The organism is Acinetobacter sp. SFB, from assembly GCF_001647545.1.
GTDB lineage: Bacteria > Pseudomonadota > Gammaproteobacteria > Pseudomonadales > Moraxellaceae > Acinetobacter.
Map to the genome: position 1 here is coordinate 100,249 of NZ_LSZH01000018.1, position 18,601 is coordinate 118,849.

Here is an 18,601-nt window from a genome sequence, read left to right on the forward strand (position 1 = left end):
TTCTGCCTTGAAATTGCTAAGTATCTTGAGTGTAAATGCTTTTATGCTTTATTCGATGTCATAAATAGTCAAATAGATACATTTTTATGTCCAATAAAAAAGACGCTTGAAAGCGTCTTTATAAATTTAGCTAGAACTATTTATGCGGCAGATTTAACTGGAGCAGCTGCAGCAGCTAGGGGTGCCTTAGGCTGGAAGCGAACTTCGCATTTACCATTGATGGTTTGAGTACCCACTTTAATTTGAACCGCTTTGCCATTTGCTTGACCTTGACAGGCTTTTAAGATGGCCTGTTGTTTGGCTTGACGTTCAGCCAGGCGTTGATCGAATTGCTTGGTCAATTCTGCACGTTTGGCATCCGTCAACGGCTCACCCTGTTGCATACGCATGCCTTTCATGTCGCCACGCATTGGGCGATGTTCACCTTTCATTTGATCGTGTTCAGCACGCATTTTTTTCATTGCTTGCTGGTCAGCTTTAAAAGTCATCACGCAAGTACCGGCAATGGTTTTATCGCCAGCATTGATTTGCACTGCGCTACCTACAGCTTTGCCATCACATGCCTGTTTGATTTGTTCACCGATTTGTTTGCGTTCTGCACGCACTTGCTTGAACTGTTCACGTTGTTCTGGCGTCATTTTACGCTCATGCTTTTGCTGATGGCCGTGCATCATGCGAGCTTGGTCGCTATCTTTATCTTTCACCGTATTTGTAGACTGACAGGCAGTTAAAGCACCGATACTTAGAACACTTGCACTTACTAAAGCAATTTTTGTCATGGAATTCATTGTTTTTATCTCCAATGAAAAATAATGTAATTTCGATAGGTTAATAATAAATAATAATGATGTAGAAACAATGAAGAGTTTTTTGGGACAGTGTTGGTTACAATAATCAATTGAGAAGAAATATTGAGACTTTGCTTTTGAATATTCGCCGTGTTCCGATCGCCTTACGCCTGTTTTTGACCGTATTACTCACCACTTTAGTGATTACGACTGTCAGCCTGGGGGTATTGCACTGGACCATGCAAAAGAATTTTGCCAAATATGTGGCGGATGTCGAAATGCAAAAGCTGGATCATGTCATTGATAATTTGGCTGGGGTGTATACGGTTTATCATGACTGGGGCAACGCGATTCAGGCTCAAATTTTGCAGATTGAGGGCAAGGCCGATCCTGATGATTATGACAAGTTGTCACGCTGGTGGTTACGCCGTCAATATGACATTGCTATGCAACAGCGCTATTTTCAGGACAACACCTTAATCAATGCTTCATCCAGTTTAGATAAAGTTGGGCAAACTAAACCTATTTTAACTGCAGAAGAACTGCGTTTAATAGAATTGAATTTACCTTCTGAATATCAGCCCTTTGAAGGCCTTAAATTTCCCCTAAGTTCTAATGAAAATTTGTTTCGGTCTCCTCAAAAAAATGCAGGGGCGCAAACAAATTCAACAACTAATTCAAAACAGAAAAAGCAATTTGTTTCCATGCCTGACCGTTTGGGCCTAAGTTCCCGATTATCCTTATATGATGCCAACAAACAGTTTGTGGTGGGTGAACCATCCGATATTCCTGTGTCCTATCGTCCAATTATGGTGAACAATAAAATTGTCGGTTATTTGGGATTAAAACCGGTACTGGATCAAGATGATGCACTCAGTATCAATTTCTTTAGCAATCAAAAACGCTATTTATTACTGGTGTATGGCTTAACTTTTTTAAGCAGTTTAATTGCCGCGTTATTGTTGGCAACCTATTTTAAAAAGCCGATTCAACGCTTGCTCAATGCGACCCGTGAATTGACCAAAGGGCATTACCAGCATCAGGTGAAAATTAACCGTAATGATGAGCTGGGTGATTTATCCAATGAAATTAACCAATTGGCGGTGATTTTAGATCAGCACGAACAGTCGCGCCGTCAGTGGGTAGCCGACACCTCGCATGAATTAAAAACACCATTGGCGGTACTGCAAGCACAAATTGAGGCGATGCAGGATGGTATTCGTAAACCAACGCCGGAACATTTTGAATCCATGCTGCGTCAGGTGACCAGCCTGAAAAAACTGACTCAAGATCTGGCAGATCTGGCACAGGCTGAAGCCATGCAGCTAACCTGCTATATGGCTGAAATAAATCCCTGGAATGTCGTACTCCAAGAAGTGGAAAACTTTAAACCCAAATTTGCTCAAGCCGATCTCTCTATTTTCGTTCAGGGAGAAGGTGTAAATTTACAATTAGATATAGATCGTTTTAAACAAATTATGGTCAACTTACTCGGCAACAGTATTCGTTATACTGAAGCGGGTGGGGAAGTTCGTGTGCATACCGAACAATCCGCGACCCATTGGAGCGTGATTGTCGATGATAGTCCGTTTGGACTGAGTGATGAACAACTGGCACGTTTAGGCGAGCGTTTTTATCGCGTTGATGATTCGCGTACCCGTAGTACTGGCGGTACAGGGTTAGGTTTAGCATTATCTGGTAAAATTGCGCAGGCATTGGGTGGGAAGTTGAGTTTTGAACATTCTCCATTAGGTGGTTTGCGTTGCAAATTGACTTTTCCAAAACAGTTAAATAAATAAAAGGATGAGATTCATGAAACATGTCATGCTGGTTGAAGATGAAGTTGAACTTGCACAACTGGTGCGAGACTATCTGGAAGCGGCTGGTTTTGAAGTCAGTATGTTTCATGATGGTCAAGAAGCGTATGACAGCTTTATTCAGCGTAAACCAAGTTTGATGATTTTGGACTTGATGGTTCCACGCATGGATGGTTTGACCATTTGCCGTAAAGTACGTGAACAATCTGATTTGCCAATTATTATGGTGACTGCACGTACTGAAGAAATTGACCGTGTTCTGGGCTTGAACATGGGGGCTGATGATTATATTTGTAAACCTTTTAGCCCGAAAGAACTGGTGGCTCGGGTACAAGCCGTGTTGCGTCGTTTGGACCGTCATGCAGAACCTGAACAAAACAGCTTGTTCCGTATGGATAAAGCCCAGCAACGCATTTGGTATCAACAAAAAACCTTGAATTTAACACCAACTGAATTCCGCTTATTAGAATTATTTTTGGAACATGTCGGACAAGTTTATTCACGTGCGCAATTGCTTGATCATATTAATCCTGACAGTTTTGATGTTGCAGATCGCGTGATTGACAGCCATATTAAAAACCTGCGCCGTAAAATTTCCGATGCCGCTGAAACCGGTAACCGTCATGAATGGATTCAAGCAGTGTATGGAGTGGGTTACCGTTTTGAATATCCTGAAGATTGATTCAGAATAAAATGTAAAAAAGCGAACCAGATGGTTCGCTTTTTTTTATGGAGCTGTTTTTAATAGAGTGATACGTTTTTGCTGCATTTTATTCAATTTGCTTACCACTAAATCATATGAGTTCAGTATTAAATCCTGAACCAAAGCTTTATCCATATTTTCATCTTCATAAACCGAAATCCAATGCTGTTTATTCATATGCCAACCTGCACGAATATAGGGATAAATATCTCGCAGCATTGCACCATCATCCGGAATGACTTTTAAGTTAATGGCTGCTTTACCCTCTAAATGAAAACTCAGCATAAAGACTTTATCCATGACCTTAAATACGTCACAGTCATCTGAGTCACAGTAACCTCAGGAAATTGGAGGGCAGTCTGGCTAGCAAGAAGGTGTAAGCACATGGTTAAATACTTGATTTGATTTTTCTATTTTAAATAGCACTGTGGATAATGCTGAAATTATCCACAGTTCACAGGTTTTTGTTGATCAATCTTAAGATGAACAACTCACCATCACTTCCGGTACATCACTCGGCAAGGGTGCTAAATCTTCAGGCTGCTCTAAATCAGGCTGTTGAGTATAAGGATGGCTGAGCAATTTAAACAAGCGATCTACTTCCGAAAAATCATCCCGTGCAGCCAGCTCAATCGCTTTCTGCGCCATATGGTTGCGTAAAATATATTGCGGATTGGCGTTAAACATTTCAGCATCCAATTCATCAGTATTCTGATGTGCTCGAATACTTTCATACTGAGCCAAGAAACTGTCAAACTGGTGTCGGTCTAGACAGTCATCTTTAATCACTTCAAATTCTTTGTTCTGAAGTCGAATAAAACTTTGGGTGTAGTCGAGCTGTTCACTTTGCAGAATTCGCAGGAAAACCATACCACAATCAAAACTGTCTTTATGGAAGTTAGGTAGTCCCATCTTTTGACATAGCCTAAGAGTATAATGTTCCAAAAAAGTCGCTTCAAAATGTTCCAGACATTGAGCTAAATCTTCTTTGAACTGTTGTTTCTCACTAGAATCTTTTTTTAGCGCAATAAGGTTGTTTAGCCAAGTCCATAAATTCCAATGACCAATACTAGGTTGTTGCTGATAGGTATAGCGTCCTTGATAATCTGAATGATTGTTAATCCAGTTCGGACGGAAACGCTCCATAAAACCATAAGGTCCGAAGTCGAGCGTTGATCCTGTAATATTCAGATTATCCGTATTCATCACACCATGCGCAAATCCGACCAGTTGCCATTTGGCAATCATCACTGCAGTACGCTGGATGACTTTAGTTGCAAAAGCCAAAACAGGCTGTTCAGCCTCGAGACATTCTGGATAATGCCATTCAATACATTTTTCCACGAACTGAGGCAGTAACTCAGGTTGATACTGATTAATCCATTCGAAATGACCAAAGCGGATATGGCAGTCTGAAGTACGCAGCATCATTGCCCCAGCTTCCATTGTTTCGCGCTGTATGCCTTGGGTTGAAGAGGTGAAGCCAACGGCATTGCTGGATGCAACACCCAACGCATTGAGTGCATGACCTGCCAGATATTCACGAATGACTGAACGTAAAACTGCACGACCATCGCCCATACGCGAGTAAGGTGTTGAACCTGCACCCTTTAAATGCAGGTCGATGGTTTGATTGTTTTTATCTAGAATTTGTGCAATCAGTAAACCGCGCCCATCACCCAGTTGTCCTGCCCATTGTCCAAACTGATGTCCTGCGTAAACCATCGCCAGAGGTTCAAATTCAGCAAAAGTTTTTTGTCCACTACAGATTTCAACCCATTGAGCTTTATCTTCATCTGACCACTGTAATTCGTCCGCCAGCGCCTCATTAAAATGACCGGCTTTTGCTCCTTTTAAGGGAACCGGCATTTGATGGTGGAAAAGCTTGGGATTGAGCGAGGAATAACGCGGATTAAATTGCATAGGACAATCTAAATAGTGGGGAGAGATGAGATCACTATAGCAAATTTAAACGGTCAAAATAAATAAAGCCCCAAGAATGGGGCTTTATATTGAATCAGATTTTACTCGGAAATAGTGTTCTTTTTAATATTGCGCATCAGAATTTTTAAGGTATTGCGATGATGTGAAAGACGCTGTTCAACCAATTGAAAATCAACTTTAAGTTTGCTGTCGATTTGGTGAATTTTTTCAGCAACGGAGGCTTTTTTCGCTTGAATTTCTTGTTCTTTCAGCTTTGCCCAGTCATTTAATGTGTGGGTAAATGCTTCATATTCCTGTGCAATACGGAGTTTTGCTGTCGCCATATCTTCATTGACATTATGACCATAAACTGCCAAATCCTGTTCAGCATATTTAAAGCGCATCGCCAATTCTGCTTTTTTAATATTAAAGCTTGGAATACGACGTAAGTTCTTGGCTAAACCAAGTTTTGAACATGACCAGATCAGCCATTTCGTTGGATCATACTGCCACCATTTCACACCATTTCGGTAGTCATACTGGAAGATGTGATGATAGTTATGATAACCCTCACCCCAAGTTGCAATCGCTAAAACGAAATTGTCACGTGCAGTATTTTCGTCAGTATATGGACGTTTGCCCCACATGTGGCAGAGTGAGTTAATGAAGAAGGTGACATGATGGCTCAAGATCAGGCGCAGTAAACCACCCAGTAACAATACGCCCCACATATCGCCAACTGCCCAGCCTACAGTAGTAAGAATCACGGCATGTACAGCAATAACCAAAGGAACATAATACTTGTCTTGGAACATCACCACTTTGTCATTTAACAGATCTGGTGCATTTTTATAGTTTGCTTCTGCTGCGGGATAGTTGCGAAGCATCCATCCAATATGCGCATACCAAAAGCCGTTATTAATTGAATATGGGTCTTGTTCGATATCATCAACGTGACGATGATGGGTACGGTGACCTGAAGCCCAGAACAAAATGCTATTTTGGACGGCAAAAGTACCCATAAGCATTAAAATAATTTTTAATGGCAAGGTTGCTTCATAAGCACGATGTGCCCATAAGCGGTGGTAACCCGCAGTAATCCCTAAACTACTCACACCGAGTAGTACAAATAAGCTGATCCATGCGCCTAAGCTAAAATCATGATGATAAGCATATAGAGGAATAGCGATTGCAGCCACAATGGGTAAAAGTACCAGTGCGAACATTGCAATCCAGTTAATTGGGGCTTTGGGTAGGGGAGCATTCATCTCCAACAGCACTCCTAGAACCTTTTAAAAAGGTAAAAGTAAAGTATAAGAATTTCTTAATTCAATACAGTTTGTAAGGATTAAGATTTTTTCAATATTAGCATGAGCGAACAAATATTAACTAGCATTATTCTACAGGTGTATTGTACTAAACAGTAACAGAATACTGGTTTATGTTGATTGATTTTATCGAAGACTTAGACCTCTTATTTATAGATCTACGATAAAGTTTAAAAAACGATATTTGAACAATAGATTAAGAGATTGTTCTGCTTGGAATTATCAAATTCCCTCCATTTTTTTGCTTCAATTTGAGGACACTATTTTCTTCTCTTGTGACCTTATCCTGATAAGTGTTGCAGCATCATTTTAGGAAAATCAGTAATCAATCCCTCAATGCCTAAGCTTTGCAGATGCCGGGCGCGTTCAATATCATTCACCGTCCATACACTGATGTTTAAATCCGCTTTTTGGGTGGCTTGAATAATTTCATCTGTAGCCAATTGATTCATCCAGCCAATTTGACAGCAACCCAGTTCCAAAGCCTGCTCGATGGCACGTTCTTTAATGTCTTCTTCAACCAGTAGACCACGTTTAAAGATCGAGTACTGCTGTTTTAAGGCCTGATGAATTTTTAAATCGAAACTGGTGATCACTGCAGTTTGTTCAAAACCCTGTAATTGTTTTTGTAATTCTAAAACTAGTTTCTCAGCTTCCGCCATTGTTGCAACCGCTTTGACTTCAACTTCAATATGCTCAAAATCCTGCATAATTTTAAGCGATTGTTGCAGGGTGGGGGTTACTTCAAAGTTTTTCCAGTCTAACCAAATCGACGCTTGGTTATAGGACTGTAATTCAGAACTGGAACATTGGTAAATATTTTTATCGATGCCTGTGGTACGCAGAAAATTGTCATCGTGCATGATCACAAGTTCGTCATCTTTAAGCTGGCGAACGTCAAATTCAACGGCCCAAACTCCCAAGTCATGAATATATTGAAAGCCGCCAAGTGTGTTTTCGGGGGCTTCACCACGTGCACCACGATGTCCGATGATTCTCATTCAATATTCTCGATATGCTTTCTTTTAACCTCAGATATTACAGCGGCGTCTTACTCTTTGTAATAGTGGGAAAGGAGTTCATAGCTTACTTTTCTTTCGGAAAAACCAGAAGCAACACTGCGCAAGGAAATCATCTTGCGGAATATTGCTCCTCAGCGCTGAACTCGTTCACTTCCGGTGCAAATTTATAGCGTCACAGAAACAAGGCTTTTAAGAGAATGTCCTGTCTCGATCAGCAGCGTATGATATTTTCGCCTATCAGATTGAATATCAATCCAACAATGAATTATTTTATTTAACTATATTTATGAAGCGAAATTCAGATCGTCTCATTAATATTTTTCTGCCACAGTACTTCAGATCCGCCTTCAGCACGTTGCAAAGTACGCGAGGCTACAAATAACCAGTCAGAAAGACGGTTTAAAAGTTGCAATGAAGTGGCCTGAATATTTTGATCGCGGTTCTGTACCGTCAACAGGCTACGTTCAGCACGGCGGCATACGGAACGAGCTTGATGTGCATAGCTGCATGAAAGTGTGCCGGCAGGTAAAATAAAGTCTTTCAGCATTGGTAAAGCTTCATTCATCCGGTCAATTTCATTTTCCAGAAATTCAACTGAAACAGGTAGCACCATGTTGTAGTTTGGAATACAGACTTCCCCGCCCAAATCGAATAACCAGTGCTGAATCAGGCTAAGCGATTTATCCCACGGTGCTTTATCTTCTATCGAGCTAACTGCAATTTGTGAACGTAAGATCCCGATGCAAGAATTCAGTTCATCGACATCGCCTAAAGCAGCAATACGTAAATCATCTTTGGCGACACGAGAACCATCGCCTAGTCCAGTTGTGCCAGAGTCGCCGGTACGGGTATAAATTTTACTTAAACGGTGGCCCATTTGAATTCCTTAAATTTTTGATCTCTGAATATAAAAAGGATAATGCCATAGGCATGACATTATCCTACAAAAGTATTTACTTAAACTTGGCTGAAATTAGTATTTGAATGTCAACCCAGCAGAAGCTAAACGGCCACCGTTGACATAAAAGTGATTACCGCCATATGACGCATTTTTATATTGCACATCACCAATATTTTCAATGTTTGCAAATAGTTTCACATGAGGATTGATATTCCAGTAGGTATTTACATCTACAGTGGCATAACCTGTTACACCTGATCCATTTTTAGGTTTAGATTTGGCAGATAAAGATGTACTAATGCCATAAACCTCGTTTTGTAAACCTGTAGTTAAGGTCAAACTTTGACGTGAGCGACGGCTTAAATCTTGTTCGTTACTTTTATCTTTAGGCTGAACATAAGCATAAGAAAGATCTAAAAGTAGATCATCTTGTGTCCAGTTTAAATTGAATTCACCACCGGTAAAAGTCGCTTTTTTAACATTAAATAATTGACCTTCAAATGTTACTGGATCAGTAATATAAGTAATTAAGTCTTCAACTTCATTGCGATATGCAGATAGTCCCACTGTAAGATTATCTGTAATTTTTTGGTCTAAACCAATTTCATAAGAAATACTTTCTTCGGGTTTTAGATCAGGATTTGCTCCCCAACCAATCGCATAAAGGTCATTATTTGTTGGAGCGCGGAAAGCTGTCCCAATATTGGTATAAATGCTTGTTACGGGGAGAATTTGATATCGTGCTGCAACTTGACCCACAGTATGTGTGCCAAAAGTTTCATGATCTTCTACACGAAGACCTGCTTGAGTACTCAATTTATTGTTTTGATATTGATGTTGGATAAAATATCCCGTACTGCTCACATCTTTATCATATTGAACTGTAGTCCAACCTTCAGAAAGTAAATCAGTTTCAGTATCTCGATGTGAAACACCAGCCATCACATTTTGATGAGGTGTAAATTGCCATTTAGAATATAATTCTGCTTCTTGAGTTTTATTATGAATAAAATCAGCAGCTTCATTTTGAGAAAGCTCATCTTTAAACTGCGAGACACGAGCATTGACTGAAATTGTATCGTTGAGATTTACCCGACCTTTTAAATTAATACTTTCATTTTTAAAATCTTGTGATTTATTGATTAAACTAAGTAATTGAGTATAGGAAGGATTAAAAATACCATCTGTATAGATGGAAGTACCTTCATTTTGTGAATAATCTATAGATGCAGCATATTGCTTTTGTTCAATACCAAATTTTGCACTAAAACCTTCTTGATCATATGCACCAGTTTTGACATTCGAATTTTTAAAATCCGTAACTTGAGTGCCATCAGATTCCAGATGTTGACCACGAATTTGTGCATAGACACCATTTTCAGCCAGATCAGCACCAACTACAGATTTATAGGTTTTATGCTCGCCGATTTCACCAGTAATAAAAGCCCCTGTTTTTTCTGGAGTCTTAGTGACCAGGTGAACGACACCACCAATCGCATCTGTCCCATACAATACAGATGCAGGGCCTTTGAGGACTTCAATTTGTTTAATATCGGTAGTATCAATAAAGGCTAATGAGGCAGAACCAGCAGACCCGGTATTTAGACGGACGCCATCACGTAGAACGAGAGTGTGGGTAGAGTTTGTACCACGAGTAAAAATTGAAGCAGCTTGGCCATAACCACCATACTGCATCATATCAATAGATGCATCACTCATAAGTAAGTGCGGTAATTCAGCGATCGGTGATTGTTCTATTTTTTTAGGTTCAATAATTGAAATACGTGCAGGCACATCTTTAATCTTTTGTTCAGAGCGTGTTGCAGTAACCACTAACGTGTCTAAAGAAGCATTCACTGTTGTCGTGTTGTCTTGTGCAGAGACAGATGCAGAGAAACCCATCGCAATAGCGATTGCGCCCACTAAAGCTGTAGGCTGAAATTTAATCGTCATAATTTAAGCTCCATACATTCACCCCCCGTGAATGATTGAGTTAAAGGAGCAACAAGCAGGTTTCCGGACTTAAATATAAATATTGATATTCAATATTGGCATATCCACCTTCCCACATTTCTGCAGTGGTGTAAGTGAGAGCTTATAAAGATATGTTGTTCATTTTACCGTTGCGGGGGCAGTGTTGGATTCTCACCAACTTCCCTAAAGCCTGAGCTTGGACTCGTTGCAATTGCGCGCAGTATAAGGTTTGTGTATGCATTAGACAATCATGTCAATATTATTCCGGATGAACTTTACTCAAGCTTTTAAAATTGCATTACAATGATTCGGCCCATATTTATAGACTGTTTATGAATCGGGTAAAGTTTAAGCCCAAGAATTAGAGCGAAGTGTATGCGAACCCGTGCCAAAATTTGTGGAATAACACGAATAGAAGATATACATTCTGCTGTCAATGCAGGGGTGGATGCGATTGGATTTGTCTTCTATGCACCCAGTCCACGAAGTGTAACCATCGAACAAGCGAAAGAATTGGCAAAGCATGTCCCGGCTTATGTACAAATTGTAGGATTATTTGTGAATGCAACCGCTGACGAAATTACACAGGTTCTAGAACAAATACCTTTGGATATGGTGCAGTTCCATGGGGATGAAACCGCAGAACAATGTCAGCAGATTGCAGTACAATTCAAATGCCGTTGGTATAAAGCCATTCAGGTTAAACCTGAGCTAGATATTATAAAAGCCATAAAAAACTATCAACATGCAGGTGCAAGCGCAGTATTATTAGATGCTTGGCATCCTGAGCTAAAAGGTGGAACAGGGCACCAGTTTGACTGGTCGCAGTTCCCGAAACTGAATGTTCCTTTAATTTTGGCAGGTGGTTTAAAACCTGAAAATATTGAAGACGCTATAAAGACGACTAGGGCTTATGCAGTAGATGTCAGCGGAGGCGTAGAATCCGCTAAAGGTATAAAAGACCAACAACTCATTGAACACTTTATGCAAGGAGTCCAGCGTGGATCAGCAAACTGTTAATCAGAAAGATCAGGTGACTGACTATACCCAATTCCCCGATGAGCGTGGGCATTTCGGTATCCATGGCGGACGTTTTGTGTCAGAAACACTGATGGCAGCATTAGAGGATTTAGAAAAACTCTATTTCCGCATGAAAAATGATGCACAGTTTTTGGCAGAATTCGACCGTGATTTAGCCTACTATGTAGGTCGTCCTAGTCCACTTTATCATGCTGAACGATGGTCAAAAGAGTTGGGTGGTGCGCAAATTTATCTAAAGCGTGAAGACCTGAATCATACCGGTTCGCACAAAATTAATAACACCATCGGTCAGGCATTACTTGCCAAACTTTCTGGTAAAAAACGGATTATTGCAGAAACTGGCGCAGGTCAGCATGGTGTAGCAACTGCAACCATTGCTGCACGTTTAGGGCTTGAGTGTGTGGTATTCATGGGTGCAGACGACGTTAAACGTCAGGCCATGAACGTGTACCGTATGCGTTTGTTGGGTGCGACTGTCATGCCTGTACAAAGCGGCTCAAAAACCCTTAAAGATGCCATGAACGAAGCAATGCGTGATTGGGTCACCAATGTAGACAGCACTTATTATATTATTGGTACTGTTGCGGGTCCACATCCGTATCCGCAACTGGTTCGTGATTTCCAGTCGATTATTGGCCGTGAAGCGCGTAAGCAAATTCAGGAACAAGCCGGCCGCTTACCCGATGCTTTAGTGGCGTGCGTGGGTGGTGGTTCAAATGCGATGGGCTTGTTCTATCCATTTTTAAATGATGAAGATGTGAAAATGTATGGCGTGGAAGCAGCAGGAGATGGCATTGAAACGGGTCGTCATTCTGCACCCCTCAATGCAGGTCATGTTGGCGTACTGCATGGTAATCGCACTTACTTGATGTCGGATGAACAAGGTCAGATTATTGAAACGCATTCGATCTCTGCGGGCTTGGATTATCCGGGTGTCGGTCCTGAACATAGCTTCTTGAAAGATATGCAACGGGTCAATTATGTGCCAATCACCGACAATGAAGCGCTGCAAGGTTTCCGGGATTTAACCCAGATTGAAGGGATTATTCCGGCGCTTGAAAGTGCACATGCCATGGCGTATGTGACTAAACTTGCGCCAACGATGTCTAAAGATCAAATTATTATTGCGACTGTTTCAGGTCGTGGCGATAAGGACTTGATGACTGTTGCGCGTATTGATGGTGTTGAGATGGTTGAGATGTAAATTCTTTTATAAGCCTCTTCCTTAGGAGGGGTTTGCAGAGTATGAATTATAGAATCGTGTTGGATTAATTCAGCACGATTTTTTTTACTTAAATCAGTATAAAATTTAGAATACTTGCCTTTCAATAAAATGGTTTTGTTACTTTTGTCGAAACCAAAGTAATCTACTCGCTAGGACTGAAAACTCAAGTCAAATTCAACTTTGTGGTTATGAAGATCTCTATATTTGGAGTTCGCAAGAAAGGCACCTTACGGCTCAGTACACCTCATCGCAAAACCCGTCATAGACTTGGAGAGAAATAATGCTTCGCAGCAACATTTTTAGCAGATTAAGGTTGGACTCGAACAATTGCGAATAACACTAACGTGGATCAAATAGAAGTTTTAAGTAATTAGATTATTTTAGGGAATGTTATGCCTAGCTTATTTATCGTCATGCTTGGCGGTCGTCATACACGTGCCAATACTGAAGTTCATGATGTGGTACTCGCCGTGGGAGACTCATTAGAAGAGACCTATCCTCAACTTAAAACTGCATGGTTCGGGGAACAAAAAGGCTTGCATATTGATGCTTGGGCACAAATTAATGGCGTGGAATTTGAGGGTGAAAAATATCAAATCCAATTCAGTAACGCACAGCCAAATTCATCCGAACAAAAGCTGTTTTTAATTAATTTGGGTGGGTATGATGCGCGTGAATTTGGTGAATTGCATCGCTATATTTTAGTGGTGGCACAAAATGCCATGCTGGCAAAACAACGTGGTAAAGCTTACTTTGCACAGCATTGGCAAAAACAGCATACTGACCGTGTTTTAGAGGTAGATGACTGTATTGCAATCGATCAGGTGCATGGTCGTTATGTACAATTGGTGCAAGGTGAATTTAAAGGGAACAGTTGGGAAAATACCTATTTAATGTTATCTGCTTACTGATTTATATCTCTTTGATTAATAAATTATATTTATAAAATATCAAACATCTGGGAATAATATAATTTTTTGTATATTTTCGATGAAAAGATGCTTTTGATACTTTTAAGTTCGAGTTATATAGGCATAATAAGATTAAGGATTTGTGATCTCTTGGCTAGATGGAATTTGATAAATGGATTTGATTCAATCAAATGGACAACCGCATTATGGACGTTTTAGTACTCTCCCAAAGACCATTGATTTAAATAAATACCAGTATAAAACACCTTATGGAAAGGTTTTAACGGGTTGGCGCAAGCGATTAAAGTATAAAAAATTTAAATTCTGCTGCATTCAACATGAACATTACACCATTGGTTTGGCCATAGCTGATATTGCATGGGCAGGGCATGGTTTTTTCTATATCTATGATCATCAGCGCGCTGAAGTTTTAGAATGGAACGCAATTAATCTTTTGTCACGGCATACTGCGGTTGATGAGCAGCCGCTTTATAACCAAAGTTTTTTCTCCAAATCACCTTTTCAAATTGATATTCAGCATGCCAATGGCGTGCGTTATATCCATGTGACCAAACATGGTGAAATTAAGCTGAGTGCACGAATCTTTTGTGCAGGCACAGATCCTTTAAGCATGTGTAGCCCGACGGGAATTAATGGCTGGACCTACACCCAAAAACTCACGACTTTGGGCTGTGAAGGCTTTTTTATTAATAAACAGGGTCAAACCATACAGTTTCATGAAAAAACTTTTGCCTCACTCGATGATACCTGTGGTTTTTTACGTCCAGAAACAGCTTGGTTCTGGTTATCCTGTAATTTTTGGGATGCCCATAATAATCGTATCGGATTGAATTTGGCTTCAGGCGTAAATGAAAGTTTTGGCAACGAAAACTGCTTGTGGATCAATGGGGTTTTACATCCGTTAAGCGATATTTTATTTCAGCATCAGGGTGATGATCATTGGACCATTCGCTCACTGGATGAAAAATTGAATTTGGATGTGAAAACGGGCTGGCGACGCTATGAAAATCTGAATTTAAGACTGGTCGGCAGTCAGTTTAGTCAATGGCAAGCCAAAATTAGCGGAACCATTCAGCAGGATGATCAGGAAATTGTAATGTTAAACGAATATGGCTTGTTGGAACAGCATTATGCCAAGTGGTAATAAAAAAGATAAAAACAATTAAACCAAGTCTAGACTCATCTGGACTTGGTCGTTTTTAAACTCAAACAAGACGCTTTAGTCTTTAGCTGCCTGCCAAAAAGCCTCACCCGCTTGGATTGGATCACCGGTTTGTTCCAAGGTTTTGATCCAGATATCATACTGCGCGATAATTGGATGCTGACTTGGATGGAAATCTTTGTTAAACCAGTCACGATATTGCTTGCTCATTTTGCTCAGCTTGCCGTTTTTACCAAAAAACCAGGGTAGGCCGCGAATGTTCATTTGCAGACGCTGCAAAGGCGTAAAACCATCATATTTTAACATTACGTTGGCGCGATAAAGGGTAAAACCAAACATTAATGTGGTTGTCCACGCCAGGGTAAATTTGCGTGTGGTTTCAGGCACATTACCCACCTGTTTCATGACATCAAATGCCACATCACGATGTTCCATTTCCTCAATCGCATGCCATGCCAACAGGGCACGAACATAGGGATGTGCATCACGCAAGGTTTCTTTATGACTGTAAAAAGTTTCTGCCATCAGCGCAGTTAAATGCTCAGCTGCCGCCGTCATGGCAATGTTGTATTGAGGTGAGCGTTTTTCCAGTTCGAATTTAAAAATTTTATTTAAACGCTGAATGAATTGATCGACTGGCATGCCTTGCTCTTTCATGACCTGATTCATTTTTTCATGCGCGATACCGTGCTGCGCTTCTTGACGAATAAAATCTGCAACCCGAAGTTTTAAATTCGGATCGGTAATTTGATCGCGGAATAGACGCACAGACTGAATAAAATAACGTTCCCCATCCGGAAAGGTCAGGCTGAGGGCATCAAATACCCGAGTGATAAAGGGATCACCTCCAAACCAGAAACGCGGCACTTCATGCAGTTTAAAATCAAGATTGCTGCGAACTACAGGTTCGACGTGGTATTGGGCAAGAGCATTCATTTTATTTTACTTAAATCGCCTTGGAGAATTACAGTATGTCGGGCTTTTTTAATTTTGTTTTGACAGGACTTGCCATTTTTTATACATTTCACGACAAGATGAAAATTTAAAATGTCAAAAAAATAAGGATAAATTGTGCAAGAACTGCAGATTCCCAATGGTTATTTTCAGCTGCTAAATATGTATTTGCTGCAGCAAGGTATGGATATTTTTGCCTTACCCTTTCTGCAACAGCATCACATCCCATTGCGTCATGTCTTGTCCTTGCCGATTGATTCGCAATCGACCTATTCATTTTTTTTAGAGGTAGTAGAACTTACCCGTCAACACTTACATTGCCCAGAACTGGTTTTGGAAATGGCTCGGTTGATTCGTCCTGAACATTTTGGTGTGTTGGGCTATATGGCCTCACGGAGTAATAGCGTGGCGGAAGCCTTGCACAACATTATTCGTTTTAGCCGTCTGGTGATTGATGGCGCAGCAGTGATTCCTATGCAACTGCTGCATCAGGATAAAAAGATTTATCTCTCTTGGCCGCTACATGATGCACGATATGCAATGATTAATGAGCTGACGGCAGCATGTATGGCACATTTGGCCAAGCAGATTTTCCCTGCCTCTTTGCAATTGCTGAGTATGCAGTTTGCGCCTACACCTCAGATGGCGCGCTATCATTATGAAAAGTTTTTTGGCTGTGAAGTTGGCTTTGGTCATGCCCAATATTCTTTTGTGATTAGTTCGGACAGTCTGGATTTAAAATCAGAACTGGCTGACCCTTCTTTAATGCAACTTTTACTGCGCCAGGCAGAAGAAGCCATTGCTTCCAAGCCGCGGTATGAAAATTTAGATCAGCATATTCATATGAGAGTAGCGGAGTATTTACGTGTGCAAAAGAGTGTGCCCAAAATTGAGCAGATTGCGAATGAATTGCATGTCTCTGCGCGGACACTGCAACGGCAATTGAACGACCTCAACTGCTCTTTTAAGAGGATTGTTGAGATGGAGCGTATGAAGCGCTGTGAACAATTGCTACAGAAGGAGATACCACTGAGCGATATTGCCATGCAATTGGGCTACTCAGATCAGTCTGCCTTGGCACGGGCTTATAAAGCCTTTAGCGGCCAAACCTTATTGCACAGAAAACAACAGTTAAAAGCATCAGCTGAGTGATAAAAAAAGCGACCCACTTGGATCGCTTTTAAAATCTCTACTGAAATTAAGCGGGTTTGAATCGGGGGAAATGAAATGCGATGGCCAAGATCGCCACGATGGCCAATATCCAGCAATAGTAAATATTCCCGATCAACTCGATAGGCGACATCTTCGCAATAGAACAGGCCAGCAGTAATTGTGCACCATATGGAATGATGCCTTGAACCACACAGGAAAAAATATCCAGCAATGCTGCGGCGCGTTTCGGATCTACGCCGTATTCTTCTGCCACTTCACGTGCCATGTCACCCGACAAAATAATTGCAACGGTATTGTTGGCCACGAACAGATTGGCGAATACCACCAGAAAACTTAACCCCAATTCACCGGCACGTTGGCGTCCCACTTTAAATAAACGGGTCATGCTGTAAATACGTTGGATAAGCCATTGCAGTCCACCTTCTTTTTGCATAATCGCAGACAGGCCACCTAACAACATCGAAAGTAGCGCAACCTCAAACATGCCGACAAAACCATTATAAATCGTATTGTTAAGCTTTAAGACACCGAAATCAGGGTTGACTATCATCCCCATTAGCCCGGAGAGTAAAACGCCAATCATTAAAACTGCCAGTACATGTAAGCGTGAGAATGCCAAAAAGAACACCACTACATAAGGCAAAATCAGCCACAGGTCATAAGCTTTGTAGGCAATGGTCTGTGAGTCATGGCTAATAAATGCATAAATCAGAATACTGAGAACTGCTGCAGGAACCGCAATCCAGACATTGACTTTAAATTTATCGCGTAGCTGAACCTTTTGACTGTTGGTTGCGGCAATGGTGGTGTCTGAAATCATGGATAAGTTATCGCCAAACATAGCACCACCCACCACTGCACCAATGGCATAGACAGCTTCAATACTGGTGACTTGGGAAAAACCAAAGGCAATCGGGGCGCAGGCAGCAATAGTACCCATTGATGTTCCCATCGCTGTTGCGATAAATGCCGAAATAACAAACAGCATTGGAAGCACAAATGACGGCGGAATAATCGAGAGACCCAATTGTACCATCGCGTCGACACTGCCGATGGCACTGGTGGTGCTGGCAAATGCCCCGGCCAGCATAAACACCATAAACATCAGAATTAAATTGGGATGACTGGCACCTTTTAAAAACTCATTAATGGCAATATTTAATTTTCCACGGTAAAGCAGTACGGCCACAATAATGGCCGGTAGAGCCGCCACCGGTGCTTTAACCTGATAAAAAGCAAACTCGCTACCAATGATGGAATGATAGATACCACTGCCTAAAAAAATGGCTAAAAATACAATAAGAGGTAGCAGTGCCAACGCGCGAGCGTGCACTTCACCTTGAGATTCGGGAGTCATATAAAATAAGAAAAAGGAAAATCGTGCGTAGTATAGAGCAGGTTTTGCTATTAGATAAAACATTAAATTTAAAAGCTAACTCAATTATTTTTATCAATTTTTTAGCAATAAAAATAAGTTTCTCTTAATGCTGGATATTTTTTTAAATAGCAAAATTAGGCATCTTTGATCATTGAGAAAAAATCGTAAATATCAGTAAATGGTGTTCTCGGATTGTTCTGAAAAAATGAGATTGTCAGTTGAATGTAGCGCGAAAGGTTTGGACTCTGTTCAATGGGTAAAAAATAGCGTTACAATACGT

Annotated in this window: 15 protein-coding genes, 1 pseudogene and 1 riboswitch; of the genes and pseudogenes, 7 read left to right on the forward strand and 9 right to left on the reverse strand. The window is 40.8% G+C overall.

Annotated features, from left to right (window positions below):
- Positions 1-140 precede the first annotated feature (140 nt).
- Entirely contained in the window at positions 141-788 is a 648-nt protein-coding gene (locus AY606_RS15465) for a hypothetical protein (RefSeq protein ID WP_067870596.1), read from the reverse strand.
- A 137-nt stretch (positions 789-925) separates the two neighbouring features.
- On the opposite strand from AY606_RS15465, the gene baeS reads away from it, so the two are divergent.
- Together baeS and AY606_RS15475 are read left to right on the forward strand one after the other, a co-directional pair.
- Positions 926-2,587 (forward strand): sensor histidine kinase efflux regulator BaeS, encoded by a 1,662-nt coding sequence (gene baeS, locus AY606_RS15470; protein WP_067870598.1) that lies wholly within the window; start codon positions 926-928, stop codon positions 2,585-2,587.
- Between the two features lie 13 nt (positions 2,588-2,600).
- The gene (locus AY606_RS15475) at positions 2,601-3,287 is read left to right on the forward strand and encodes a response regulator (protein WP_081406183.1); all 687 of its coding nucleotides are present in this window, start codon (positions 2,601-2,603) and stop codon (positions 3,285-3,287) included.
- A gap of 45 nt (positions 3,288-3,332) precedes the next feature.
- Here AY606_RS15475 and AY606_RS15480 read toward each other — a convergent pair.
- From AY606_RS15480 to AY606_RS15505, 6 genes and pseudogenes are all read right to left on the reverse strand, one after another.
- Positions 3,333-3,694: pseudogene (locus AY606_RS15480) on the reverse strand (MmcQ/YjbR family DNA-binding protein).
- A 91-nt stretch (positions 3,695-3,785) separates the two neighbouring features.
- Positions 3,786-5,231, reverse strand: a complete 1,446-nt coding sequence (locus tag AY606_RS15485) for a protein adenylyltransferase SelO (protein ID WP_067870600.1) — start codon at positions 5,229-5,231, stop codon at positions 3,786-3,788.
- 101 nt (positions 5,232-5,332) lie between these two features.
- Positions 5,333-6,499 (reverse strand): acyl-CoA desaturase, encoded by a 1,167-nt coding sequence (locus AY606_RS15490; RefSeq protein ID WP_067870602.1) that lies wholly within the window; start codon positions 6,497-6,499, stop codon positions 5,333-5,335.
- A 341-nt stretch (positions 6,500-6,840) separates the two neighbouring features.
- Positions 6,841-7,560 (reverse strand): glycerophosphodiester phosphodiesterase, encoded by a 720-nt coding sequence (locus tag AY606_RS15495; protein WP_067870604.1) that lies wholly within the window; start codon positions 7,558-7,560, stop codon positions 6,841-6,843.
- Positions 7,561-7,879: 319 nt separating this feature from the next.
- Entirely contained in the window at positions 7,880-8,458 is a 579-nt protein-coding gene (locus tag AY606_RS15500; RefSeq protein WP_067870606.1) for a cob(I)yrinic acid a,c-diamide adenosyltransferase, read from the reverse strand.
- Positions 8,459-8,554: 96 nt separating this feature from the next.
- Positions 8,555-10,435, reverse strand: a complete 1,881-nt coding sequence (locus AY606_RS15505; protein WP_067870608.1) for a TonB-dependent receptor plug domain-containing protein — start codon at positions 10,433-10,435, stop codon at positions 8,555-8,557.
- Between the two features lie 37 nt (positions 10,436-10,472).
- Positions 10,473-10,677, reverse strand: a riboswitch (cobalamin riboswitch).
- A 154-nt stretch (positions 10,678-10,831) separates the two neighbouring features.
- Between AY606_RS15505 and AY606_RS15510 the strand changes: the two genes are divergently transcribed.
- The 4 genes from AY606_RS15510 to AY606_RS15525 all read left to right on the forward strand — a co-directional run bounded on the left by AY606_RS15510 (position 10,832) and on the right by AY606_RS15525 (position 14,798).
- Positions 10,832-11,476 (forward strand): phosphoribosylanthranilate isomerase, encoded by a 645-nt coding sequence (locus tag AY606_RS15510; protein ID WP_067870610.1) that lies wholly within the window; start codon positions 10,832-10,834, stop codon positions 11,474-11,476.
- Positions 11,457-12,701 (forward strand): tryptophan synthase subunit beta, encoded by a 1,245-nt coding sequence (gene trpB, locus AY606_RS15515; RefSeq protein ID WP_067870612.1) that lies wholly within the window; start codon positions 11,457-11,459, stop codon positions 12,699-12,701. Before AY606_RS15510 ends, trpB begins: the two co-directional genes overlap by 20 nt.
- Positions 12,702-13,114: 413 nt before the next feature.
- Positions 13,115-13,633, forward strand: a complete 519-nt coding sequence (locus AY606_RS15520) for a DUF1543 domain-containing protein (protein WP_067870614.1) — start codon at positions 13,115-13,117, stop codon at positions 13,631-13,633.
- A 172-nt stretch (positions 13,634-13,805) separates the two neighbouring features.
- Positions 13,806-14,798 carry a DUF2804 domain-containing protein gene (locus AY606_RS15525; RefSeq protein ID WP_067870616.1) on the forward strand — a complete coding sequence of 331 codons (993 nt, stop codon included), beginning with the start codon at positions 13,806-13,808 and terminating at the stop codon, positions 14,796-14,798.
- 75 nt (positions 14,799-14,873) lie between these two features.
- Here the strand turns inward: AY606_RS15525 and AY606_RS15530 are convergent, their stop codons facing one another.
- The gene (locus AY606_RS15530; RefSeq protein ID WP_067870618.1) at positions 14,874-15,752 is read right to left on the reverse strand and encodes a metal-dependent hydrolase; all 879 of its coding nucleotides are present in this window, start codon (positions 15,750-15,752) and stop codon (positions 14,874-14,876) included.
- 135 nt (positions 15,753-15,887) lie between these two features.
- Here AY606_RS15530 and AY606_RS15535 point away from each other — a divergent pair, with 135 nt between their 5' ends.
- Positions 15,888-16,922, forward strand: coding sequence for an AraC family transcriptional regulator (locus AY606_RS15535; RefSeq protein ID WP_067870620.1), 1,035 nt, complete (start codon positions 15,888-15,890; stop codon positions 16,920-16,922).
- A 46-nt stretch (positions 16,923-16,968) separates the two neighbouring features.
- Here the strand turns inward: AY606_RS15535 and AY606_RS15540 are convergent, their stop codons facing one another.
- Positions 16,969-18,300, reverse strand: a complete 1,332-nt coding sequence (locus tag AY606_RS15540; RefSeq protein ID WP_067870622.1) for a Na+/H+ antiporter NhaC family protein — start codon at positions 18,298-18,300, stop codon at positions 16,969-16,971.
- Positions 18,301-18,601 lie beyond the last annotated feature (301 nt).

Bases quoted from the DNA above. Each gene is read 5' to 3' on its own strand.
- AY606_RS15465 (WP_067870596.1), bottom strand. From the start codon at position 788: ATGAATTCCATGACAAAAATTGCTTTAGTAAGTGCAAGTGTTCTAAGT.
- AY606_RS15475 (WP_081406183.1), top strand. From the start codon at position 2,601: ATGAAACATGTCATGCTGGTTGAAGATGAAGTTGAACTTGCACAACTG.
- AY606_RS15485 (WP_067870600.1), bottom strand. From the start codon at position 5,231: ATGCAATTTAATCCGCGTTATTCCTCGCTCAATCCCAAGCTTTTCCAC.
- AY606_RS15490 (WP_067870602.1), bottom strand. From the start codon at position 6,499: ATGAATGCTCCCCTACCCAAAGCCCCAATTAACTGGATTGCAATGTTC.
- AY606_RS15495 (WP_067870604.1), bottom strand. From the start codon at position 7,560: ATGAGAATCATCGGACATCGTGGTGCACGTGGTGAAGCCCCCGAAAAC.
- AY606_RS15500 (WP_067870606.1), bottom strand. From the start codon at position 8,458: ATGGGCCACCGTTTAAGTAAAATTTATACCCGTACCGGCGACTCTGGC.
- AY606_RS15505 (WP_067870608.1), bottom strand. From the start codon at position 10,435: ATGACGATTAAATTTCAGCCTACAGCTTTAGTGGGCGCAATCGCTATT.
- AY606_RS15510 (WP_067870610.1), top strand. From the start codon at position 10,832: ATGCGAACCCGTGCCAAAATTTGTGGAATAACACGAATAGAAGATATA.
- AY606_RS15520 (WP_067870614.1), top strand. From the start codon at position 13,115: ATGCCTAGCTTATTTATCGTCATGCTTGGCGGTCGTCATACACGTGCC.
- AY606_RS15525 (WP_067870616.1), top strand. From the start codon at position 13,806: ATGGATTTGATTCAATCAAATGGACAACCGCATTATGGACGTTTTAGT.
- AY606_RS15530 (WP_067870618.1), bottom strand. From the start codon at position 15,752: ATGAATGCTCTTGCCCAATACCACGTCGAACCTGTAGTTCGCAGCAAT.
- AY606_RS15540 (WP_067870622.1), bottom strand. From the start codon at position 18,300: ATGACTCCCGAATCTCAAGGTGAAGTGCACGCTCGCGCGTTGGCACTG.